Source organism: Plantactinospora sonchi (assembly GCF_036422035.1).
GTDB lineage: Bacteria > Actinomycetota > Actinomycetes > Mycobacteriales > Micromonosporaceae > Plantactinospora > Plantactinospora sonchi.
Genome location: NZ_JAZGQK010000009.1, coordinates 61,862 through 82,424, shown reverse-complemented (window position 1 = coordinate 82,424; position 20,563 = coordinate 61,862). Strand labels below are relative to the sequence as shown.

The window sequence follows — 20,563 nt, the reverse complement described above, 5'->3', positions numbered from 1 at the left end:
CCCCCCGGCGCGGGGGGGGGCGCGCGCGGGGGGGGGGGGGGGGGGGGGGGGGGGGGGGGGGGGGGGGGCCCCGCCCCCCCCCCCCCGACGCCGAGCTGCTCGGCTGCGAACCGGGCAAACTGCACCTGCACACCCGGCGACTCAGCCGCGACGACAACGGGGACTTCGTCGAACACGTGGAGAGCCTGCTCGACCCCGAGCGGTTCCGGCTGCACCTGCGCTTCGGGGGGTGGCCGGCATGAGCCCGACCATGTCGGACGGCGTGACGCCGATCGAGACACGGGCGGTCGGGGCGCTGACCGGGCTCGCCATCGGCGACGCGCTCGGCATGCCGACCCAGTCCCTGCCCCGGCAGCGGATCCGGGAGCGGTACGGCCGGCTCACCGGCTTCGAACCGGGTCCGGACGACCAGCCGATCGCGCCCGGCATGCCGGCCGGCGCGGTCACCGACGACACCGAGCAGGCGGTCCTGCTGGCCCGGCTGCTGCTCGCCGGCAACGGCCGGATCGACGGACACCGACTCGCCCGGGAACTGCTCGCCTGGGAGGACGACATGCGTCGCCGGGGGTCGTTGGACCTGCTCGGCCCGTCGACCCGGGCCGCGGTCGCCGCCGTCGCCGCCGGACGGCCGATCGAGGAGGCCGGCCGTTTCGGCACCACGAACGGCGCCGCCATGCGGATCACCCCGGTCGGCATCGCCGTACCCGTGGACGACCTGGACCGGCTCGTGGCCCGGGTGGTGGAGGCGAGCTGGGTCACCCACAACACCGGGGTGGCGCTGGCCGGGGCCGCCGCAGTCGCGGCGGCGGTCAGCGCCGGCCTGGCCGGAGCCGACCCGGCGACGGCCACCGCGACCGGGGTACGGGCCGCCCGGCTCGCCGCCGCACACGGACACTGGGTGGCCGCCGCCGACGTCGCCGACCGGATCGACTGGGCCACCCGACTGGTCGCCGGACGACCGCCGGACGACGCCGCCGACCTGATCTACCGCCTCGTCGGGACGAGTGTGGCCACCCAGGAGTCGGTACCGGCCGCCTTCGCGGTACTCGCCGTCCATCCCGACGACCCGTGGCGGGCCAGTCTGCTCGCCGCCTCCCTCGGCGGCGACTGCGACACCATCGCCGCCATCGTCGGAGCCGTCGCCGGCGCCACCCACGGCGTCGACGCCTTCCCCGACACCGCACTGAAGACCGTCGACACGGTGAACCACCTTCCGCTGACCGGTCTGGCGACCGACCTGCTGGCCCTTCGCCGGCAGCGGAGCTGACACCGGTACCCGCAGGAGAGACAGCGCCGCCGCCCGCAGGGAAACGGGGCCGAGCGGCCCGCACGGAGAGCCGGGCAGAGCGCCCGCACGGAAAGGCAGGACAAAGATGTCCGCTACGGAACTGGCCGGAACCGCTCCGGCCGACAGCAACCGGGTCGGCGCCATCGAGACCCGGGGCATCGAGCCGGTACCACCGGGCGAACGTACCGGCGGGCCGGGTCAGCTCTTCTGGGTGTGGTTCGCGGCGAACATCTCGATCCTGGGACTGCCGCTCGGCGCCACCCTGGTCGCGCTGCGCGGCATGAACATCTGGCAGGCGCTGATCGTCGCCGCGATCGGCTCCTTCGGGTCGTTCGCCCTGGTCGGGCTGATCAGCGTGGCCGGCAAGTGGGGCGGGGCGCCGAGCATGACGCTGTCCCGGGCGGTCTTCGGCCCACGCGGCAACCACGGGCCGACCCTGATCTCCTGGCTGTCCCGGGTCGGCTGGGAGACGGTCAACACCACCACCGCCGCGTACGCGCTGCTGGCGTTGCTGGCGATCGTCTTCGGGGTCAGGTCGAACCCGGTACTGACCGTCATCAGCCTGCTGGTGTTCGTGGTACTGACCCTGGTGGTCTCCGGACTCGGGCACGCCACCCTGGTGCTGGTCCAGAAGTGGGCCACGTACGTCTTCGGGGCGCTCAACGTCCTGGTCGGGGCGTTCCTGGTCAGCCGGGTGGACTGGGACGCGGTCGCACACGCCCCGGCCGCCCCGCTCAGCGTGGTGATCGCCGGCATCGGGGTGATCGCCGCCGGTACCGGCATCGGCTGGGCGAACGCAGGCGCGGACATGGCCCGCTACCAGCACCGGCACGTACCGGGCGGGCGGATCGTGGCAGCCGCCTCGGTCGGTGCCGGGGTGCCGCTGTTCCTGCTGATCGGGCTCGGCGGCCTCCTCTCGGCCGGCGACAACAGCCTCGCCTCGGCCAGTGACCCGGTGTCGGCGATCCAGGTGATGCTGCCGTCCTGGATGGCGGTGCCGTACCTGCTCGCCGCCTTCGGCGGGCTGCTGCTCTCCAACAACCTCTCGGTCTACTCGGCCGGACTCACGATGATCACCCTCGGGGTACGGGCCCGCCGGGTGGTCGCGGTCGGGCTGGACATCGTGCTCACTCTGGCCGGCGGCGTGTACTTCATGCTGATCGCCGACGACTTCTACGGGCCGTTCATCACCTTCATCTCGCTGCTCGCCGTACCGATCACCGCCTGGGTCGCGGTCTTCCTGGTCGACATGCTGTTCCGCCGGACGTACGACCCGGACGGCCTGATGGACACCGGTCGGACCGGCGTCTACTGGGCGCACGGCGGGTTCCGCTGGTCGGCGGTGCTGCCCTGGCTGGCCGGCATCGTCGTCGGACTGCTCTTCACCACCGCCTCCACCTCGGCGACCGACGTCTGGTTCGCCGGCCCGCTGGCGGACTCCTGGATGGGCAGCAACGGGCTCGGCTGGGTGGCCGCGTTCGTGGTGGCCGGCGGGCTGTACCTGCTGGCCGCCGTGTTCGGCACCCGCCGCGCGACGCCGGAGCCCCGACCGGCCGACGAGCTGACCGGGGTACGGCCGTGACCGGGCACGCCGGGCCGGGGCGGACGCCCCGGCTGGTCCACACCGGCAACGCCATCGTCGACGTGGTGATGTACCTGCCCCGGCTGCCGGAGTCCGGCGGGGACGTACTGGCCAGCGAGAGCACGGTCACCGTCGGGGGCGGGCTCAACGTGATGGTCGCCGCCACCCGCCAGGGCCTGACCGTCGCGTACGCCGGGATGCACGGCACCGGCCCGTTCGGCGAACTGGTCCGGGGCCGGCTGGCCGAGGAGGGGATCGAGGTCGTCCAGCCCCGGCTGCCGGACCGGGACACCGGGTTCAGTGTGGTGATGGTGGAACCGGGCGGGGAGCGTACCTTCGCCACCGGTGCCGGAGCCGAGGCCGGACTCGGGCCGGCGGACCTGGCCCGGATCATCCCGGCCCCCGGCGACCTGGTGTACGTCACCGGCTACAGCCTGGCCTACGCCGTGAACGGGCCGGCGCTGGCCGACTGGCTGGGCACCCTCGACGCTGACGTCACGGTGCTCGTCGACCCGGGTCCGCTGGTCGCGGAGATCCCCCGACCGGTGCTGGAGCCGGTACTGGCCCGGACCGACTGGTGGAGCTGCAACGAGCGGGAGGCGCGGCTGCTCACCGGGCACGCCGAACCGCTCGCCGCCGCGACCGCGTTGGCCGAGCGGACCGGCCGGGCCGGGGTGCTGGTCCGGACCGGGCCGGACGGTGCCGTCCTGGCGGTGCGCGACCGGGTACCGGTCGTCGTACCCACGTTCCCGGTGACCGTGCTGGACACCAACGGTGCCGGCGACGCGCACGTCGGCGCGTTCGCCGCCGCGCTGGCCGGCGGCCTCGACCCGGTGGACGCGGTACGCCGGGCGAACGCCGCCGCCGCGCTCACGGTGACCCGGCGCGGGCCGGCCACCGCCCCGACCGCCGAAGAAATCGACGACCTGCTCGGCACCGACTGAGGTGTAAGGAAGGGGCCCTTGTTATCGCTTTCTGTTGTACGGGGGGCCCTTCCTAACACCCGGCGCTGTCGGACCGGCGGCGACGACGCCCGAGCAGCCAGGCGATCAGATTCAGCCCCACGGCGTACGCCGAGGTGCCCACCAGTAGGGCCAGGCTGGCGCCGTACCCCCAGTCGCCCACCAGCACCGCCGTCTCCCGCCAGACGTCGAGCGACAGACCGGCGAGTGCGACCGCCGTACCCGCCGCGAGCGGCGGAATCACCCACAGCACCCAGTCCGGACCGTTGAACCTGTCGTCCTGCGACAGACCGATCATGGTGATGACGGACCAGGTCACCAGCAGTGAGAGCAGGAGCAGAAGCCGGAGCAACATCCGCCCGGGGCCTCGTGGCAGGCGGCCGAAGAGCAGCGTGCCCAGGCCGACGCCGACGGCGGCGTAGAGCGGATAGGCGGCCAGCTCACACAGCAGGACCCGGACCAGGACGGGGTCGTCGAGTGGCGCGGTGGTCAGGAAGACGCCCTCCTGGGCGCGGGCGAGCGGGTACGCGATCGCGAACGTCTCGACCGCCAGGAGCACCGCGAGGGAGGCACCGATCGCCAGCGCGACCGGCTGCCGGTGCCGCCGGGCGAGGGCGGCGCCCGCCAGCAGCGCGAGGAGCTGTCCAGACAGGACACCGGACGTGTGCCGGAAGATCCGGCTGGTGTAGATCCGCTCGTACTGCTGGGCGTCACCCTGCGCGTCGTAGTTGACCCAGAATTCGTAGAACTGGTCGTTGAACGGCATGGCCACCAGCACCAGCAGTGCCATCACCGGCAACGACCAGACCACCGGATACGTCACCGTACGCCGCAGCCTGCCGGAACCGTCCGCTCGCGTTGACATCCGTCAACTCTCGCCCGTCCCGGTCACGGTTGGACAACGTGCCGGCAACCAGTCGACGAGCGGTGATCTCACCGATTTCGCAGACCGGACGCCGGCACCGGCGGGTTCTGGCCCGCCGGGTACCGGCGGCGGTGGGTAGGTCCGGCTCCGGGATGTCAGGGCACGGCCTGGCCGATTCCAGAGCGGTGACCGCGCGGCGGGAGCGGGCTCAGAGGGCGTCGAGATGCGGGTTGACGAGGTCGGCGAGCTGTGCGGCCAGGCCCACCGAGTGCAGGCCGTGTCCCATGCCGGGCACCAACCGCAGGTGTGCGCCGGGAATCAGCCCGGCCAGCGCCTCGGCGTGTGCGGGCGGGAAAAGCGGGTCGTCCGTACCGTGGACGACCAGCGTCGGCGCGGTGATCGAGGAGAGCGGGGCGAGCCGGTCGGGGGTGAGCTGCCGACCGGCCGGGTCGTGGTTGGCGGCGGCGGCCGGGTCAGCGGCCCGGTCGTACGACAACTCGGCGAAGCGCCGGGCCGCCGGCTCGTCGAACGGCAGCCCGGTGCCGTGCAACATCCGCCAGGTGGCCAGACTGGCCGCGATGTGTTCCTCCCGGCTGGTCCGGGGCAGCGCCGCCGAGGCCATCAGGTGCTGGAAGAAGTGGGGCGCGGGCGGGGGCAGCTCGTCAGGGGCGGGCGGCTGGCCGGTCATCGCCCGCGCCCAGGCCGGCCCGGGGTTGTTGCCCATCGGCGAGGTCATCATCGCGGTCAGGGTGCGGACCCGGGTCGGCCGGTGTACCGCGAGCCACTGCCCGATGGCACCGCCCATGGAGGCGCCGACGACGTGGGCGGCACCGACTCCGTGCCCGTCCAGTACGGCGAGCGCGTCCCCGGCCAGGTCGGCCAGCGTGTACGGCCGGCTCGCGAAGTCGACGAGGTCGGACCGGCCGGTGTCCCGGTGGTCGTACCGGATCACCTGTCGACCGCCGTCGACCAGTCGACGCACCAGATCGTCCGGCCAACCGATGCCCTGCGCCGAGGTGCCCATGACGAGGAGCACCGTCGGATGCGCGGGGTCACCGAAGCGTTGCGTCCACAGTCGCAGGTCTCCGGAGGATACGAATGTCTCGTCAGCGTTCAGCATGGCCAGGAAAGGTAGCCGCCGACCCGTTCCCCATAGATCGGTACCACCTGAATATCCATCGATATAATGTGATATAATTATCTTGCTTCCCGGGTCAGCTGTTCACCTCGACGCACGCTGGCCGCTGTCCCGTCAACTGGGTACGGGATGACGGGCGGCGGCCATTGCGGCCAGCCCGGCACCGGTGAGCGCGGCGGTGTACGGCGTGGCGGCCGGATGCACCCCGATCCGGAGCGCCCGGGCGAGCGCGACGGTCAGTTCGGGCCGGGCAGCGCCGTCACCGACCAGCACCATTCCCCGGGCCAGCGCGGCGAGCGCCGCCGGTCGGTGGTCCGGCTGCTGGTACACCTCCCGGACCAGCCGTGCGGCGACCGCCGCCAGCACGTGCACCGTGACGTCGGGGGTCAGGTCGCCGGTGCCGAGGTTGGCCCGCCGTGCCGTGACCAGGTGACCGTCGCTGAGCAGCCCGACCTCGGTCACCTGGGCGCCGATGTCGGCGATGAGCAGGTCACCGGCGGCGGCGCCGGAACCGATCGCCGCCGCCCGTACGGTGTCGATGAAGAGCACCCGGCGCGGATCCAGCGCGGCGGTGAGCACCTCGCGCATGGTCTGCTCGTCGCCGGGGGTGGCCAGCACCGGCCGGCAGGCGACGACCAGCGGCCGGGACTCGGCGGCGGGGCCGAGCCGGTTCCGTAGCCGGCGCAGCGCGGCGGTGCAGCCCGAGGGGTCGACCAGACGGCCCCGCCGCACGAGCGGTGCCGCCGAGGGGCCGTCGGCGGTCGGGAAGCTGGCCGTACCCCGGGCCAGTCCCCAGGCCCGCAGCCACGTGCTGCCGAAGTCGACAGCGAGCAGGGTGGACGCCATCACCGCCTCCTTCTCCGCCCCGGAAGTCGTCGAACCTCCAGCCTGGGTCGATAGCGGGTGCCCCGCACCGGCTGACGCCGGCCAACAACCGCTGGACACCTTTCCGGCCGCCGGCAAGAAGCGGCTGCCCGCCACCGGCCGAGGGCGGCTCCGGCGTCCAGCAGAGCGCAAGAAGCGGCGGCTCCGGCTTCCGGCCGAGGGCAAGAAGCGGCTCCGGCGTCCGGCCGCCGACCGAGGGCGGCTCTCGGCGGAACTGCCGACCTGATCAACCGCGGGTGACCAGGTCGATCCCCGTCAGGTCCGCCGAGAGCCGCCAGAGGCGGGCGGCGTCGCCGCGATCCGCCGCGCCGTCGCCGTCGCCGTCGACCACCCGGCAGTCCGCGCAGTACCCGCCGCCCTGGCTGTCGAGCTGTGGTGCGGTGGCCGCCCAGAGGGTGGTCGCCGCTCCCTGCTCGGCTGTCCTGAACAGCCCGGGCAACGGGTCGCCGGCGGCGTCGATCCAACCGGCGGCGACCATCTCGTCGGCGCCGAGGTGCCGTTGCAGCGGAGTCAGGATCCAGCCCGGGTTGACCGAGAAGGCCCGGACGCCGTACGGCTCACCGAGTCGGTCCAGGTGCCGGGCGAAGAGGATGTTGGCCAGCTTGGACTGGCCGTACGCCGCCCACTTGTCGTACCCCTGGGTGAACTGCGGGTCGTGCCAGCGGATCCGGGTTGCCGGGTCACGTCCGGTGGCGACCGAGACGACCCGGGCCGTACCGGCGGCGGCGAGTGCCGGCCACAGCAGGTTGACCAGGGCGTAGTGGCCGAGGTGGTTGGTGGCGAACTGCGCCTCCCAGCCCGGGCCGACCCGGGTCTCCGGACAGGCCATGACGCCGGCGTTCGCGATCAGGATGTCGAGGGTGGCGTGCCGTTGCCGGAACTCGGCGGCGAAGGTCCGTACCGAGTCGAGGTCGGCGAGGTCGAGCCGGTCGATCTCGACATCGGCGATGTCGGCGAGCGCCTGTTCGGCCGACTCCGGCCGGCGGGCCGGTACGACAACCCGGACTCCGGCGGCGCTCAACGCCCTGCTGGTGGCGAGCCCGATCCCGGAGTAGCCGCCGGTCACCAGCGCGGTCCGTCCGGTCAGGTCGATTCCGGCGAGTACGTCGGCGCTCGTGGGGTGCTCGCCGGTACGGGTGTGGTTCCAGGTCATGCGGCGGACGCTAGGTGCTGGACCGAGGTCTAGGTCAACCGTTCGGCCGGTGACTAGGGTCGATGCATGGCGGACGGGGAGTACGGCATCGGGGAGGTGGCCCGGCGTACCGGGTTGAGTGTGCACACCCTGCGGCTCTACGAACGGGCCGGCCTGCTGGCCGGCGAGGTACGCCGGGACGGCCACGGCCGGCGGCTCTACACCGCGTGGGATGTCGAGTGGTTGACCAACTGCGTCAAGTTCCGGGCCACCGGGATGCCGCTCACCACGATCGCCCAGCTGGCCCGGCTGGTCGGCGAGGGCAGCGGGAACGAGGCGGAGCGACTGGAACTGCTCCGGGAGCACCGCCGGCGGGTCCTCGACCAGCTCGACCGGATGCAAGACTGTCTGGAGCTGATCGACAACAAGGTGGCGAGCTACGAACGACACCTGGCCGCCGGCGCGACGGGCAATCCCTGGTAAACACCCCTACGCCGGTTCGGAACTTGTAACACAACCTGCCTTTACACAACCTCCCAGAAGTGATCAACTTCCGACATTAGTCGATCTTGGAGGTAATGTGCGGCTGTCTTTCACCCGAAGATCTGCGGCGTCCGTCGGCGTCGCCCTGGTCGCCGCCCTGGCAACCCCAGCGGCGGCCCACGGCGCCGAACCCGCCCCACCCCCCGCGACGCCCCCGGCGGTCGGTGGCGGCAACAAAGCGGCAGGTCCCCCCGCCACGGTCACCCTGATCACCGGCGACAAGGTGACGGTGACCCCGGGACCCGAGGGAGCAACTCCCGCGGTCGACGTCGCGCGTGCGCCGGGCGCCACCGGCCCTGTACGGGTCAGCACCGAGGGCCGGGACACCTACGTCTACCCCGACGAGGCATTGGCCCTCATCGCCACCGGTCGGCTCGACAGGCAGCTCTTCAACGTCACCCAACTGATCGCCCAGGGCTACGACGACGCGCACACCAGCGAACTTCCGCTGATCCTCACCCGTACGACAGGATCGGCCGCCCGGCGCGCCGCAACCACGCTGCCGGGTGCGGAAACCACCCTGAACCTCTCCTCGGTCAACGGCGAGGCGGTCCGGGCGCGTCGGTCGGAGGCCACCGCCTTCTGGTCGGCCCTCACCGGCGACGGCCGGGACGGTGCCACGTCGGCGAACAGCCGCGGTGCCGCCACCCCGGAGGCCGGCCGCGCATCCGGTGTCACCGCCGGTGAACCGACCTTCGCCGCCGGCGTCCACACGGTGTGGCTCGACGGGAAGGCGAAGGCGACGCTCGCCGACACCACCGCGCAGATCGGCGCCCCCGCCGTCTGGGCGGCGGGCAGCACCGGCAAGGGCATCCGCGTCGCGGTCCTGGACACCGGGTACGACCCCAGCCACCCGGACCTGGCGAACCGGGTTGTCGCGTCCCGGAGCTTCATCCCCGGCGACGACATCGTCGACCAGGACGGGCACGGCACCCACACCGCCTCCACCGTCGCCGGAACCGGCGCCGCCTCCGGCGGTACCGAGCGAGGCGTCGCCCCCGATGCCGACCTGGTGATCGGCAAGGTCCTCGACGACAACGGCGGCGGGTCGATCTCCGGGATCATCGCCGGCATGGAGTGGGCAGCCCGGACCGAACACGCCCGCGTGATCAACATGAGTCTGGGCGTCAGCGACTGGCAAACCCAGGACGATCCGCTGAGCCTGGCGCTGAACCAGCTGAGCGCCGAGACGGGGGCGCTGTTTGTCGTCTCCGCCGGCAACAGCGGGCAGGGTTCGTACACGCTCGGCGCGCCGGGCACGGCGGACGCCGCGCTCACCGTCGGCGCGGTCGACAACGCAGACCAGCTCGCGACCTTCTCCAGCGCCGGACCACGGATGACCGACGACGGGCTCAAGCCCGACATCTCGGCACCTGGGGTGGAAGTGCTGGCCGCCCGCTCGCAGCACATGTCCTGGGGTGAGGGCTACTACCGGCTGGAGAGCGGCACCTCCATGGCGGCGCCGCACGTCGCCGGGGCCGCCGTGCTGCTGGCGGAGAAACACCCGGAGTGGAGCCGGCAGCAGATCAAGGACGCGCTGATGGGCACCAGCACGCGTACCCCTGACTACAACGCCTACCAGGCCGGGACCGGTCGGCTGAACCTGGCCGCCGCCTACCACCAGGACCAGGTCATCGCGACCGGGTCGGTGGACGCGGGACTGGTCAAGTGGGCGCCCGGTACGAAGCGGCAGCCGATCACCCGGACCATCACCTACACCAACACCACGAACTCTCCGCTGACGTTGGAGCTCTCGGTCGACGGTGGTGCCTCCCCCGCCGGGACGTTCACGGCCGCCGCCGAGCGGGTCACCGTGCCGGCGGGCGGAAGCTCCACGGTCGACGTCGTGGTCGACCCGGAGGGGCTCGCACCCGGCCAGTACACCGCGCAGGTCACCGCCCGGTACGCCGCCGGCCAGGTGCACACCGCGGTCGGGGTCTCGGTCGAATCGGAGAAGCACGAGCTCACCGTCCACCTGAAGGACCGCGCCGGCCGGCCGCTCGACGCCGAGGTCGAGATCGTCGACACCGACGGCGTCTCCTCCTGGATGTGGTCCCGGAACGGCACGCTGACCAGTCGGTTGGTTCCCGGCTCGTACACCGTCGTGGCGGCGGCGGAGGTCGAGGGACTGCACGGACCGCACTCCCTCGGGCTGGCGATACTGACCGCTCCCGAGGTCGACCTGACCACCGACCGGGTGGTCGAACTCGACGCCTCGAAGGCACGTCAGGTGAAGGTGGCGACCGCCAAACCGACCACCGTCACCGACAGCCGGGTCGACATCTACCGCTCGTGGAACCAGAGCGAGCCGGCGCCCGGCGACTGGAGCGCCCTGCGGGAGACGATCTGGCCCGGCTCCGTCCACGACAGCCTCTGGGCCCTGCCCACCAAGAGCGCGCCGAAGAAGGGCACCTTCGTTCTCACCACCCGGTTCCGCGCCGAGCAGACCCCGCTGACGGTCAGCTACTCCGGCCACCGGCTCGACAACCTCCTGGTACAGCCGGGGTCCCGGCCGCTCCCGGACGGCACCTCACGGCTGGACGCGGTCTTCGCCGGCACCGGCACGAAGGCCGAGTACGCCGGCCTGTCCGCCCGGGGCCGGGCCGTGGTCGTCCGCGCCAGCGACGCCGTGGCCCCCAGCGAGCTGGCGGCGGCGGCACAGGCCGCCGGTGCGGCGCTGCTCCTGGTGGTCAACGACCAGAACGGCCTGCGCGGCGACTGGTACGGCAACGCCGACGGCGTGACCAGCGGGCCGGTCCCGGTCGCCTCGGCCAACCTGGACGAGGGCGAGGCGCTGATCAAGAAGATCACCGCCGCCGGCAAGAAGCGGGTACAACTGACCGTCGAGGCACACCCGGCACCGAGGTACCTGTACGACCTGGTCGACTTCCACGTCGGCCGGATCCCCCAGGACCCCTCCGCCAAGACCGATCCGCGTGATCTCGCCCGGATCGATCTCACCTTCGCCCGGCCGCCCGCCGGCAAGGCGCTCAGCGAGTACCGGCGGGACTTCCCGCCGTACGAGTGGTCCTTCGGCCGCGAGCTGTCGGCCAAGCCGGTCACCCCGGGGCCGCGTACCGACTGGGTCTCCGCCGGGGCGGGGATCAAGTGGCAGCAGCGCGCCGACATCGCCGACTGGACGCTGTCACAGACGGAGGAGATCACCTACCGGCCGGGCAGCGTGCAGCAGGACCGGTGGTTCGGGCCGATCACCCGGCCGCGCCTGCTCACCAACAACATCCCGGGCCGGGGCGTCGACTGGATGGCCGCCACGATCCAGGGGTTCGGTGATGCCGGGGCCGCGCACGACGGCGGCGCCTCGATGCCGCAGAAGATCACGTTCTTCCAGGGGGACCGGCTACTGTCCGAGTTGAACGGGCGGCCGACCTTCTACGCGGATCAGCTGGCTCCGGAAACGCTGCCGTACCGGCTGGTCGTCGAGACGAAGGGCGATCCGGCGTTCGGCCCGTACTCGACCACCACACACACCGAGTGGCGGTTCAGTTCCGGGGCGGCGACCTCGGACGTCAACGCGGTTCCGCTGGTCCAACTGGACTACGGGACGGAGGTGGACCTCGACGGCCGGGCGAAGCGCAGGAGCGACTTCACCGTCACCCCGGTGGTGGTCGGCAGCACCGCCGCCAAGGACGCAATCTCGTCGGTCGAGCTGGAGATCTCGTACGACGACGGGGTCACCTGGCAGCGGCAGGCCCTGAAGGAGAAGAAGGGCGACTGGCGGACCACCCTGACCGCCCCGCGCCAGGCTGACTTCGTCTCCATCCGGGTCACCGCCACGCAACGCAACGGCGGTGGCGTCACCCAGACCGTCATCCGGGCCTTCGGCCTGAACTGACCCGCGCCCGAAAGGGGCCGGTGTCCGCGCGCGTCCGCGCTGGGCACCGGCCCCTCCCTGTTTCAGGGCGTACGACTCCACGGGTGCTCCGGCCCCAACCTCATCATCGAGTCGGAGATGCTGCTTCTCTGGAAGCTGCGCCGGCCGCTGTCGGAGGACGAGATGTCACGTTTCCTGGGCGAGGTTGACTCCCTCGCGGAACGGTGGGCGGCGGCGTAGCAAGGTAGGGATGTCGCGGCGATCTCCGGGTCAGTCACCGACCAGGCGGTTCCGCCTACGGCAGTAACAGTCCTGGCAGGACCTATTCCGTCGATTGCGGATCGCGGACGTACACGCCCCGTCCCTGGTGACCCTCGACCAGGCCCTCCGCTCGCAAGGTCAGCATGACGGACCGGATGACCTGGGTGGAGACGCCGTGCTGCGCACACAGCTCGGACGTTGATGGCAGCTTGTCGCCCGGCTGCAACTCCCCGGACCTGATCCGCTCACGGATCTCGTTGGCGATCCGCTGATAGAAGGGCGTGGCTGACATGACTCAGGCCAGTGGTGGGTTCTCCGCCACGAAGGTCCCCTTGCCCTGATGGCCTTCGACAAGGCCACGCTCACGAAGGATGCGCAGGGCGTTCTGGGCCGTGGTCACACTGATCTTGAACTGGTCGGCGAGCTGCGCGTAGGTGGGCAGCTTGTCTCCCGGCGCCAGCTCACCGGAACGGATCTGCTCGGTGATCGCATTGATGACACGTTGGTAGTCAGCAGGTCGGTTGGGCATGGGTGGGCACTCCTCGCTCGGCCCATCCATCTCACCACCGCACGTTACTTAGCATGCCTGATGATCTACCCAGCCGACTTGATCACTAACAAAGCGTCACTTCCACGCCCAGATTTCATTGACTTAGACGTCTAATCCGGTCATACGAGGTCCGCGCCAAGACCTTCGGCCGTCGGTGGCGCGGCCTCGACCCCGACGAGGTGTACGCCTACCTGCGGCAACTCGCCGACGAACTCGACCGGGTACGACACGAGGAGTCCCTCGCCCGCACCGAGGCGGAACGGATCCGGCAGGGGCTGCGGCAGTGGCACTCCCGGCACGCCCGCTGTTTCTTCGTCGAGCCCGACCGCAGTTCGCCAGCCCGTACGCCGAACCATGGAGCGTGGTGAGCGGCATCCCCGGCTTGACGTTTTCCCATATGGGAAAATAAAGTACCTGCCGTGGCACGAGCAGCGACGACGTCGGACGCCTTCAACGCGATCGCCGAGCCGCAGCGCCGGGAGATCCTGGCGCTGCTGCGGGCGGGTGAGTTGCCGGTGACCGACCTGGCCCAACGGCTGGGGATGAGCCTGCCGGGAGCGTCCAAGCACCTGCGGGTGCTCCGGGAGGTCGGGCTGGTACGGGTCCGGGGGGCGGGAAAGCAGCGCCTCTACGGCCTGGACGCCCGCGGGCTGCGGCCGATCCACGAGTGGGTCGGCGGGTTCGAGCGGTTCTGGAACGAGAGTTTCGACCGGCTGGACAGCTACGTGCAGGACCTGAAGCAAACACGGCAGGGGGATGACCGATGACAGGGGCAGAGCAGGAAACGGGAACGCAGTCGGCGACGGCCGACCGGGAGATCGTGATCTCCCGGGTCATCGACGCTCCTCGGGAGTTGGTGTTCGAGGCGTTCACCGAGGTGCGGCACCTGTCGCGCTGGTGGGGTCCGGAGGGGTTCACCACCACCACGCGGTCCTTCGAGTTCCGGGTCGGCGGAGTCTGGGACTTCGTGATGCATGGACCGGACGGGACCGACTATTCCGAGTGGATCACCTGGACCGAGATCGTCCCATCCGAACGGATCGCGCTGTTGCACGGTGAGGCGCGCGACGACCCGAACGCCTTCGAGTCGGTCCTGGCCTTCGCGCCGGACGGCGCGCGGACCCGGATCGAGATGCGCACGGTGTTCCCCACGAAACAACTGCGCGACGAGGCGGTCGAGAAGTACCACGCGATCGAGGGCGGACAGCAGACCCTGGCCAACCTGGCCACCTACGTCACCGACATCGTTCGGAAGGGAGCGCAGGGCTGATGGCCGGAAAGGTCTTCTTCAGCGTGTCGATGTCGTTGGACGGGTTCATCGCGCCCGGGTCCTCCGACGAACTGATGGGCCGGCAGTGGATGGAACTGCAGCGGTGGGTCTTCCCGCAGCGGTTCTTCCGGGAGAACCTCAAGCTCGGCGGGGGTGGCGAGGAGGGACGCGACAACGACATCCTGCGGGAGACGTTCGAACGTACCGGCGCGAGCGTGATGGGCAAGCGCATGTTCGACGCCGGCGAGAAGATGTGGCCGGAGGAGGCGCCGTTCCACACGCCGGTGTTCGTCGTGACGCACGAGAAGCGTGACCCCTGGGAGCGCCCGGGTGGGACGACCTTCCACTTCGTCAACGACGGCATCGAGGCCGCGCTCGACCAGGCCCGCCAGGCCGCCGGCGCCCGCGACGTCCGCATCGCGGGCGGCGGCGCGACGATCCTGGAGTACGTGAACGCCGGCCTGGTCGACGAGTTCTCGATCGCGCTCTCGCCCGTGCTGTTCGGCTCCGGAGTCCGTCTCTTCGACGGGGTGGACGCGTCAAGGGTCGCGCTGGAGCAGGTCCGTTCGGAGCCGTCGTCCCGGGTCACGCACCTGACCTACGCCGTACGCCCGAGGTAGCCGCACCGCCGCTGAACCCTGGTGGCCCGCGGCGCCCACGGCGCTGCGGGCCACCCCTGAATCAGCCGGCCACCCCTGCGGTCCAGTCGCGGACGAGCGTGGCGAAATCCGTCGGCCGTTCCATCGACGGCAGGTGCGCGACGTCGTCCCAGTCCACCCGCCGGACTCGGGGTGCACCGGCACACACCCGGCGGGCGGCATCGTGGGTGGTGTCCAGGTCGTGTCGGCCGACCAGGACCAGCACCGGCAGCTCCAGGTCGCCGAGCTGGTCCAGGGCGGGCGGCGTCAGCTCCGCCTCGTCGACCTCGCCCCACCCATCCGCGATCTCGAAGGTGTTGCGCTGCATCAGCCGGATGGCGGAGACCACCGACGGCTCGACGTCCGACACGCTACGGCCGGGGCCGACGACCCAGGTGGTCACGTTGGCTTCGACCGCGGCGTCGAGATCGCCGCCGGCCAGGGCCGCCTTCTCGGCGTCGAAGAAGTTGCGCAGGTCGGGCGTCAGCTCGGCCAGGAGGCTGCCACCGGGCGGGCACAGCACCAGGGACCGCACCAGATCGGGCCGGGTCAGGGCGACCTCCGTGGCCACGCCGGACCCGAACGAGGCGCCGACGAGGTGGCACCGGGTGATGCCCAGATGCTCCAGCGTCGCGAGGACGTCGGCGACGTGGTCCAGCACGCGGTCCGGCCGGGTCGTCGACTCACCGAAGCCACGCAGGTCGAGCCGGACGACCGTACGGTCGGCGGCCAGGTCGTCCCAGACCGGGTCCCACATCCGCCGGTCGGCGATGCCGGCGTGGACGAGGACGACGGGCAGACCGTCGTCCTGCGGGCCGCTCCGGTCATACGCGATCCCGGACGGGGTGTATGACGTGCCAGTCATCGGTCTCCTGACCTGCTCGGTTGTCGAACCAGCGGATTCAACCGTGGCCGCCCGCCAACGGGCAACCGCATTCGGCTGCGGAGATCATGATCTTGCAGGTCCCGGGCCGGCCCGGGACCAACCGGGCGGGTGACCGGGGCCACAACCGGGTTGTCGAACTTTCCGGTGTTCCCACACATCGTGCCCGCGTGAACGTGCGAACGGTGGACCCTGAGCAGCGGGGCCGGCGTTCCGCAACCATCAAGCAGGGGGTTCTGATGACGGAGAACGATGCGACCGCGAAGGCGGCACTCGCCTTCCGGTCGGGCATGGCGGATCTGGCGGCGGCGATTCCCGGGTCGTACCGCGAGCGGGGCGCGAACGGCACCCTGCTCGCCCTGACCCGTGCCATGGTTCCCGCGCTGAATCCCATCCTCAGTGCCGCCGCCACGCCCGACGCCGCCGAGATCGCCGCCCTGGCGGAGGTCGCCGCCCGGGAGTCCGGGCCGGCGCCGTGGAGCATCCGGCTGCGCGGTGAGCCGACCCCGGAGATCGTGGCGGTCGCGACCCGGTACGGCCTGACCACCACGTCCACCCAGCCGTTCATGCTCGGGTCGCTCGACGGGTCCGGTCCGACGCGGCCCGAAACCGCCAGCGAGGTGCGGGTACGCCGGCTGCCCGGGAACGAGTCCGCGACCTTCGCCGCCGTACTCGGCGCGGGATTCGGGGCGCCGCCGGAGATGATTTCCGCCATCTACACGCCGGCGGTGTTGGACAGCCCCGGCACCTCGGCATACGTGGCCGAGAACGACCGGGGTGTGCCCGTGTCGGCCGGCGTCGCATTCCTCAACGACGGGTTCCTCGGGCTGGCCAACATCTCGACGGTTCCCGAATTCCAGCGTCGAGGCTACGGACGCGCCCTCACCGAGGTGATCCTCCGCGACGGTCGTACGGCGGGCGCCCACACCGCGTACCTGCACGCGAACGAGCCGTCCCTGCCCTTCTTCGAGCACGTCGGGTTCCGCACGACGGAGTACTGGACGATGCTCAGCGCCTTCTGAGCGGCCCAGGCCGGGAGGGCGGTACCCGCGCCCTCCCGGCTCCCACAGCGGACCAGGGCTAGCCCGAGACGAGCACCGGGGCCAGGGCCCGCAGCTGCGGCAGCAACTCCTCCGGCCCGTCGACCAGCGGCTGGACGCAGACGTGGTCCGCGCCCGCGTCGTGGTGCGCCCGGAGCCGCTCCGCGATCGTCTGCGGGTCACCCCAGGCCACGACCGCGTCGACCAGGGCGTCGCTGCCACCGCCGGTCAGGTCCTCCTCGGCCCAACCGAGGTCCCGCAGGTTGTTCAGGTAGTTGGGCAGGGTGAGGTAGAACGACGTGTACTGCCGGGCTTTCGTTCGGGCCACGTCTGGGTCGGTCTCCAGCACCACGGCCACCTCCGGTGCCAGCACCGGCTCCGGCCCGAGGATCTGCCGGGCCTGCGCGGTGTGCTCCGCCGTGACGAAGTACGGGTGCGCGCCCGCACTCCGCCGCGCCGCCAGCTCCAGCATCCCGGTACGCAGTGCGGCCAGCACCCGGGGCGCGCGCTGCGGCAGCGGCCCGGCGTACCCGGTCTCGTCCATCGCGTCGAGGTAGGTACGCATCGCGGCGAGCGGCCGCTGGTAGTCGTGGCCGCGCGCGGTGACCAGCGGCGCGTGACTCACCCCGAGCCCGAGCAGGAACCGTCCGTCGTACGCCTCGGCCAGGGTGTTCGCGCCGTTCGCGGCGGCGGTGGCGTCCCGGACCCAGATGTTGGCGATGCCGGTGGCGACCACCAGACGCCGGGTGGCGCCGAGCAGGATCGCCGAGTGGACGAGCGGGTCCTTGCTGATCGGGGTCTCCCCCACCCAGAGCGCACCGTAGCCCAGGTCCTCCACCTCGGCCGCGACCGTCCGACCGAACTCGGCCGACTCCCCGCCGAGCACGCTCGTCCAGACGCCGATGGGGCCGATCCGGCGCTTCACCTCCGCCGGGTCGTCTCCGGACCGCTGCTTCTCGACCATGGCATCTCCCTGCTCCGAACCGATCCTCGTCACCCCGACCGTATGCCGCGGGTCGACCAGGCGCCCGGAGGCCACGCGATAGCGCCGTGCGGCGCTGCTCACGGTCGGACCCGGTCCGAGGAGCCGGAGCGGAAGCCGGAGCGACCGGTCACGGCTTCCGCTCCGTGCACTCAGTTACCGGAACCGGAAGCGGCGACTGCGGCGCGGACCTGCTGGGCGAACCCCCGGACGGTGTAGTCCGCCGGGAGGCTGTCGATCAGCACGATGTCGGAGATCGCATTGTTGACCCGCAGCGGCAGGATCTCCTGGTACTCCGGGGAGTTGTACCACCGCTCGGCGGCGGCGCGGTCGGGAAACTCCATGAGAACCACGAGGCCCGGCCACGCGCCCTCCACGACGGTGGCCTCACCATTGGCGAGCCACTTGCCACCGTAGGGCTTCACCGTGGCCTCGACCTGCTCGAGGTAGGCCAAACCAGCCTCGTTCGGGATGCCGCCGGGGATACGCAGGTGATTGATCAGATAGGTGCTCATCTCAAACCTTTCAGGTCGGGCGGCAGCCGCGCTACAGCCATTTAGATTATGAACGTAATCTAATCTCGGCTCGTCCGCCCGTACCTGTGAGCTACCACGCAGGGGTCATCGAAAACCGGACAGCCCGGGCCTCGACCGGGGCACCACGACCGTCCGGCGAGCCGAGATCGCCCGCTTCCGCTCCGAGCACTGCGGTACGCGGCGCCTACGCGCGGACCCGTTTCCGCACGGTGCCGGCCAGGAACCAGCCGGCGGCGAGCAGTACGCCGGGCAGCACGCCGATCAGCGGCGGCAACACGGTCGGGCCGTACACCAGGGCCGGCAGCGGGCCGCGGACCTCGGGCAGGCCGCCGACCTGGTACGTCTCGTGCGGCCCGCCCCGGCACTCGACGGTCACCGCCCCCGCCGCCGGTACGTCGAAGGTGCCGAGCAGCACCGTCACGATGCTGTCGCTGTTGTCGGTGAACAGCACCGAGGGCTCGGCCAGCCGCAGTGTGCCGCCCCGAGCGTCGACGAGGGTGCACTGGCTCGCCGACAGGTCGCCGCCGTACAGCCGGAAGACGGCGTGTCGGCCTGAAGCCAGCGGGACGCTCGTCCGCTCGCTGCTGGCGACCGTCACCGCCCCGGCCGGCACGAACCGCCCGGTGGCGAGTTCGGCGCCGACCCGGACGAAGTCCGGCACCACCAGGAGCCCGCCCACGGCGACGACAACAGCCGCCAGCAACCACCGACGACCCGACAGCGGCCTCGCCCGATCGTCCGCCGGCCGTGCGGCCTGGCCACGCAGCAGCCCGAGGCCGTAGCCGAGCGCCCCCACCAGCACCGGAAGTGCCACGACGGTCAGCCAGCGGCCGGGCGACCAGGGCCGGTTGTTCGTCAGGTCCGCGTCGAGCGGAACGACGTACCGGTAGAGGACGTCGTTGGCGAGCAGGGTGAGTGCGGTCAGCGCCGCGCCGGCCCCGAGGACCAGCAGCAGGTTCCGGCCACGGGTGGGCCGGTCCGCGTCCGCCGGGACGCCCGCTCCGTGAAGGTAGCCGAGCAGCAGGGTCACGCCGGCCGCGGCCACCGTCGCCGCTCCGGTCAGTTCGGACAGTTCCGGGCGGTAGCCCTCGTAGTGGCGGCCGTCGAGCCAGACCAGCGCGAGGACCAGTCCGGCCGGGATCCCACCGAGCGCCACGGCGAACGGTGTCAGGAACCGGGCGGAACGCGACATCAACGCCAGGCTATCCGGACAGTCGGGATCGCAACAGGTACGCCACGTGCAGCGCCCGGCTGGCCGGGGACGGGCCTCCCGGCTTCCAGTCCTCGGCGTTCCAGACGTCCGAGAGCACCGAGTACACGAAGCCCCACGCGGTCACCCGGTCGACCGGAATGCCGAGTCCGTCGGCGAGCTGCTCGACCCGGGCCGGGACCAGCGCGGTCAGCGCCGGGTCGCGGTTGTCCGGATCGGGGTTGTGCAGCATCGCGCCGACCTCGAACCCGGGGTCGCCGACATAACCGTGCGGGTCGATCGCCAGCCACGGCTCCCGCTGGGCGCGCAGGATGTTGTCGTGGTGCAGGTCGCCGTGCAGCACCACCCGGCCCGGAGCCGAGGCGCAGAGTTCCCGCATCAGGCCGTTGGCGGTCACGACCAGGTCGGTCGGGAGCGGACCGCCGTCGCCGAACCGGGCCAGATGGTTGTCGAAGCCCCGGGCCAGGGTCAGCACGTCCGGCAACGGGCAGTCCGGTGGCGGCGGCACGGCGAGCTGCCGCAGCACCCGCACGATCACCGCAGTCGCCTCGGTGTCCCGGTGCGGGACCAGGTCACGCAGCCGGTCGCCGGGTTCGGCCCGCTCCAGCAGCAGGGCACCCCGGTCGAGGTCGGCCCGGAGCAGGCGTACGGCGCCACGGCCGGCCCAGGCGTCCAGCGCCGGTGCCTCGCTACGCAGCGAGTCCCCGCTCGGCACCCCGAGCTTGAGCACCGCCCGGGTCCCGTCGGCGCAGGTCACCGCCGTCACGTAGTGGTACGACAGCTCGTACGGCCGGCCGTCGGGGGTCAGCTGCCAGTCCCGGAAGACCTGGGCGAGTGTTTCCAGCAGGCCGGTAAGCCAGCGTCGGCCGTCCTCGCCCCAGACCGTCACCACGTTGCGCGCCAGCACCTCGGAGACCACGTGCAGACGATATAGCCACGTCGGTCGAATGGCGGTGATGCCGTGTA

General features: G+C 71.6%; 23 protein-coding genes. 12 read left to right on the top strand and 11 right to left on the bottom strand.

The window, feature by feature from the left end:
- From V1633_RS12080 to V1633_RS12065, 4 genes are all read left to right on the top strand, one after another.
- Positions 1-242 (top strand): UTRA domain-containing protein (locus V1633_RS12080; RefSeq protein WP_331214354.1); only part of this gene is annotated, 242 nt, incomplete at its 5' end.
- A complete protein-coding gene (locus tag V1633_RS12075) occupies positions 239-1,267 on the top strand; it encodes an ADP-ribosylglycohydrolase family protein (protein ID WP_331214353.1) in 1,029 nt (342 codons plus the stop codon). The genes V1633_RS12080 and V1633_RS12075, both read left to right, overlap by 4 nt.
- A gap of 106 nt (positions 1,268-1,373) precedes the next feature.
- Positions 1,374-2,870: a purine-cytosine permease family protein gene (locus tag V1633_RS12070; protein WP_331214352.1), complete on the top strand. Its 1,497-nt coding sequence runs from the start codon at positions 1,374-1,376 to the stop codon at positions 2,868-2,870.
- On the top strand, positions 2,867-3,814 hold the full coding sequence (locus tag V1633_RS12065) for a PfkB family carbohydrate kinase (protein WP_331214351.1): 948 nt from the start codon (positions 2,867-2,869) through the stop codon (positions 3,812-3,814). Before V1633_RS12070 ends, V1633_RS12065 begins: the two co-directional genes overlap by 4 nt.
- A 52-nt stretch (positions 3,815-3,866) precedes the next feature.
- Here V1633_RS12065 and V1633_RS12060 read toward each other — a convergent pair whose 3' ends face one another.
- From V1633_RS12060 to V1633_RS12050, 3 genes are all read right to left on the bottom strand, one after another.
- Positions 3,867-4,697 (bottom strand): hypothetical protein, encoded by an 831-nt coding sequence (locus V1633_RS12060; RefSeq protein ID WP_331214350.1) that lies wholly within the window; start codon positions 4,695-4,697, stop codon positions 3,867-3,869.
- Between the two features lie 208 nt (positions 4,698-4,905).
- Positions 4,906-5,817 (bottom strand): alpha/beta fold hydrolase, encoded by a 912-nt coding sequence (locus tag V1633_RS12055; RefSeq protein WP_331214349.1) that lies wholly within the window; start codon positions 5,815-5,817, stop codon positions 4,906-4,908.
- A gap of 132 nt (positions 5,818-5,949) precedes the next feature.
- Positions 5,950-6,681: a rod shape-determining protein gene (locus V1633_RS12050; RefSeq protein WP_331214348.1), complete on the bottom strand. Its 732-nt coding sequence runs from the start codon at positions 6,679-6,681 to the stop codon at positions 5,950-5,952.
- Between V1633_RS12050 and V1633_RS12045 the strand changes: the two genes are divergently transcribed.
- The gene (locus tag V1633_RS12045) at positions 6,671-6,946 is read left to right on the top strand and encodes a hypothetical protein (protein WP_331214347.1); all 276 of its coding nucleotides are present in this window, start codon (positions 6,671-6,673) and stop codon (positions 6,944-6,946) included. The genes V1633_RS12050 and V1633_RS12045 overlap by 11 nt on opposite strands.
- Here V1633_RS12045 and V1633_RS12040 read toward each other — a convergent pair whose 3' ends face one another.
- Positions 6,947-7,873: an oxidoreductase gene (locus V1633_RS12040; RefSeq protein WP_331214346.1), complete on the bottom strand. Its 927-nt coding sequence runs from the start codon at positions 7,871-7,873 to the stop codon at positions 6,947-6,949.
- A gap of 66 nt (positions 7,874-7,939) precedes the next feature.
- Between V1633_RS12040 and V1633_RS12035 the strand changes: the two genes are divergently transcribed.
- Both V1633_RS12035 and V1633_RS12030 read left to right on the top strand, forming a co-directional pair.
- A complete protein-coding gene (locus V1633_RS12035; RefSeq protein WP_331214345.1) occupies positions 7,940-8,335 on the top strand; it encodes a MerR family transcriptional regulator in 396 nt (131 codons plus the stop codon).
- A 97-nt stretch (positions 8,336-8,432) separates the two neighbouring features.
- Positions 8,433-12,248 (top strand): S8 family serine peptidase, encoded by a 3,816-nt coding sequence (locus V1633_RS12030; protein WP_331214344.1) that lies wholly within the window; start codon positions 8,433-8,435, stop codon positions 12,246-12,248.
- Between the two features lie 301 nt (positions 12,249-12,549).
- Here V1633_RS12030 and V1633_RS12025 read toward each other — a convergent pair whose 3' ends face one another.
- Together V1633_RS12025 and V1633_RS12020 are read right to left on the bottom strand one after the other, a co-directional pair.
- A complete protein-coding gene (locus V1633_RS12025) occupies positions 12,550-12,780 on the bottom strand; it encodes a winged helix-turn-helix domain-containing protein (protein ID WP_331214343.1) in 231 nt (76 codons plus the stop codon).
- Positions 12,781-12,783: 3 nt separating this feature from the next.
- The gene (locus tag V1633_RS12020) at positions 12,784-13,017 is read right to left on the bottom strand and encodes a winged helix-turn-helix domain-containing protein (protein ID WP_331214342.1); all 234 of its coding nucleotides are present in this window, start codon (positions 13,015-13,017) and stop codon (positions 12,784-12,786) included.
- Positions 13,018-13,151: 134 nt separating this feature from the next.
- Between V1633_RS12020 and V1633_RS12015 the strand changes: the two genes are divergently transcribed.
- Genes V1633_RS12015 through V1633_RS12000 form a run of 4 tightly spaced genes read left to right on the top strand, consistent with a single transcriptional unit; the run spans position 13,152 to position 14,928 of the window.
- Positions 13,152-13,406 (top strand): DivIVA domain-containing protein, encoded by a 255-nt coding sequence (locus V1633_RS12015; RefSeq protein WP_331214356.1) that lies wholly within the window; start codon positions 13,152-13,154, stop codon positions 13,404-13,406.
- Between the two features lie 51 nt (positions 13,407-13,457).
- Positions 13,458-13,805: an ArsR/SmtB family transcription factor gene (locus V1633_RS12010; protein WP_331214341.1), complete on the top strand. Its 348-nt coding sequence runs from the start codon at positions 13,458-13,460 to the stop codon at positions 13,803-13,805.
- Complete coding sequence (locus V1633_RS12005) at positions 13,802-14,308, top strand: SRPBCC family protein (protein ID WP_331214340.1); 507 nt, start codon at positions 13,802-13,804, stop codon at positions 14,306-14,308. Before V1633_RS12010 ends, V1633_RS12005 begins: the two co-directional genes overlap by 4 nt.
- The gene (locus V1633_RS12000) at positions 14,308-14,928 is read left to right on the top strand and encodes a dihydrofolate reductase family protein (protein ID WP_331214339.1); all 621 of its coding nucleotides are present in this window, start codon (positions 14,308-14,310) and stop codon (positions 14,926-14,928) included. The genes V1633_RS12005 and V1633_RS12000 overlap by 1 nt, the downstream gene beginning before the upstream one ends.
- Positions 14,929-14,989: 61 nt before the next feature.
- Here the strand turns inward: V1633_RS12000 and V1633_RS11995 are convergent, their stop codons facing one another.
- Positions 14,990-15,811 (bottom strand): alpha/beta fold hydrolase, encoded by an 822-nt coding sequence (locus tag V1633_RS11995; RefSeq protein WP_331214338.1) that lies wholly within the window; start codon positions 15,809-15,811, stop codon positions 14,990-14,992.
- Positions 15,812-16,068: 257 nt separating this feature from the next.
- Here V1633_RS11995 and V1633_RS11990 point away from each other — a divergent pair, with 257 nt between their 5' ends.
- Positions 16,069-16,851 (top strand): GNAT family N-acetyltransferase, encoded by a 783-nt coding sequence (locus V1633_RS11990; RefSeq protein ID WP_331214337.1) that lies wholly within the window; start codon positions 16,069-16,071, stop codon positions 16,849-16,851.
- 58 nt (positions 16,852-16,909) lie between these two features.
- Here the strand turns inward: V1633_RS11990 and V1633_RS11985 are convergent, their stop codons facing one another.
- From V1633_RS11985 to V1633_RS11970, 4 genes are all read right to left on the bottom strand, one after another.
- Complete coding sequence (locus V1633_RS11985) at positions 16,910-17,833, bottom strand: LLM class F420-dependent oxidoreductase (protein WP_331214336.1); 924 nt, start codon at positions 17,831-17,833, stop codon at positions 16,910-16,912.
- A gap of 170 nt (positions 17,834-18,003) precedes the next feature.
- Entirely contained in the window at positions 18,004-18,366 is a 363-nt protein-coding gene (locus tag V1633_RS11980; protein WP_331214335.1) for a DUF1330 domain-containing protein, read from the bottom strand.
- Positions 18,367-18,571: 205 nt separating this feature from the next.
- Positions 18,572-19,579 carry a hypothetical protein gene (locus V1633_RS11975; protein ID WP_331214334.1) on the bottom strand — a complete coding sequence of 336 codons (1,008 nt, stop codon included), beginning with the start codon at positions 19,577-19,579 and terminating at the stop codon, positions 18,572-18,574.
- A 10-nt stretch (positions 19,580-19,589) separates the two neighbouring features.
- Positions 19,590-20,516 (bottom strand): aminoglycoside phosphotransferase family protein, encoded by a 927-nt coding sequence (locus V1633_RS11970; protein ID WP_331214333.1) that lies wholly within the window; start codon positions 20,514-20,516, stop codon positions 19,590-19,592.
- Positions 20,517-20,563 lie beyond the last annotated feature (47 nt).

Bases quoted from the DNA above. Each gene is read 5' to 3' on its own strand.
- V1633_RS12075 (WP_331214353.1), top strand. From the start codon at position 239: ATGAGCCCGACCATGTCGGACGGCGTGACGCCGATCGAGACACGGGCG.
- V1633_RS12070 (WP_331214352.1), top strand. From the start codon at position 1,374: ATGTCCGCTACGGAACTGGCCGGAACCGCTCCGGCCGACAGCAACCGG.
- V1633_RS12060 (WP_331214350.1), bottom strand. From the start codon at position 4,697: ATGTCAACGCGAGCGGACGGTTCCGGCAGGCTGCGGCGTACGGTGACG.
- V1633_RS12055 (WP_331214349.1), bottom strand. From the start codon at position 5,817: ATGCTGAACGCTGACGAGACATTCGTATCCTCCGGAGACCTGCGACTG.
- V1633_RS12050 (WP_331214348.1), bottom strand. From the start codon at position 6,681: ATGGCGTCCACCCTGCTCGCTGTCGACTTCGGCAGCACGTGGCTGCGG.
- V1633_RS12040 (WP_331214346.1), bottom strand. From the start codon at position 7,873: ATGACCTGGAACCACACCCGTACCGGCGAGCACCCCACGAGCGCCGAC.
- V1633_RS12035 (WP_331214345.1), top strand. From the start codon at position 7,940: ATGGCGGACGGGGAGTACGGCATCGGGGAGGTGGCCCGGCGTACCGGG.
- V1633_RS12025 (WP_331214343.1), bottom strand. From the start codon at position 12,780: ATGTCAGCCACGCCCTTCTATCAGCGGATCGCCAACGAGATCCGTGAG.
- V1633_RS12020 (WP_331214342.1), bottom strand. From the start codon at position 13,017: ATGCCCAACCGACCTGCTGACTACCAACGTGTCATCAATGCGATCACC.
- V1633_RS12005 (WP_331214340.1), top strand. From the start codon at position 13,802: ATGACAGGGGCAGAGCAGGAAACGGGAACGCAGTCGGCGACGGCCGAC.
- V1633_RS12000 (WP_331214339.1), top strand. From the start codon at position 14,308: ATGGCCGGAAAGGTCTTCTTCAGCGTGTCGATGTCGTTGGACGGGTTC.
- V1633_RS11995 (WP_331214338.1), bottom strand. From the start codon at position 15,811: ATGACTGGCACGTCATACACCCCGTCCGGGATCGCGTATGACCGGAGC.
- V1633_RS11990 (WP_331214337.1), top strand. From the start codon at position 16,069: ATGACGGAGAACGATGCGACCGCGAAGGCGGCACTCGCCTTCCGGTCG.
- V1633_RS11985 (WP_331214336.1), bottom strand. From the start codon at position 17,833: ATGGTCGAGAAGCAGCGGTCCGGAGACGACCCGGCGGAGGTGAAGCGC.
- V1633_RS11980 (WP_331214335.1), bottom strand. From the start codon at position 18,366: ATGAGCACCTATCTGATCAATCACCTGCGTATCCCCGGCGGCATCCCG.
- V1633_RS11975 (WP_331214334.1), bottom strand. From the start codon at position 19,579: ATGTCGCGTTCCGCCCGGTTCCTGACACCGTTCGCCGTGGCGCTCGGT.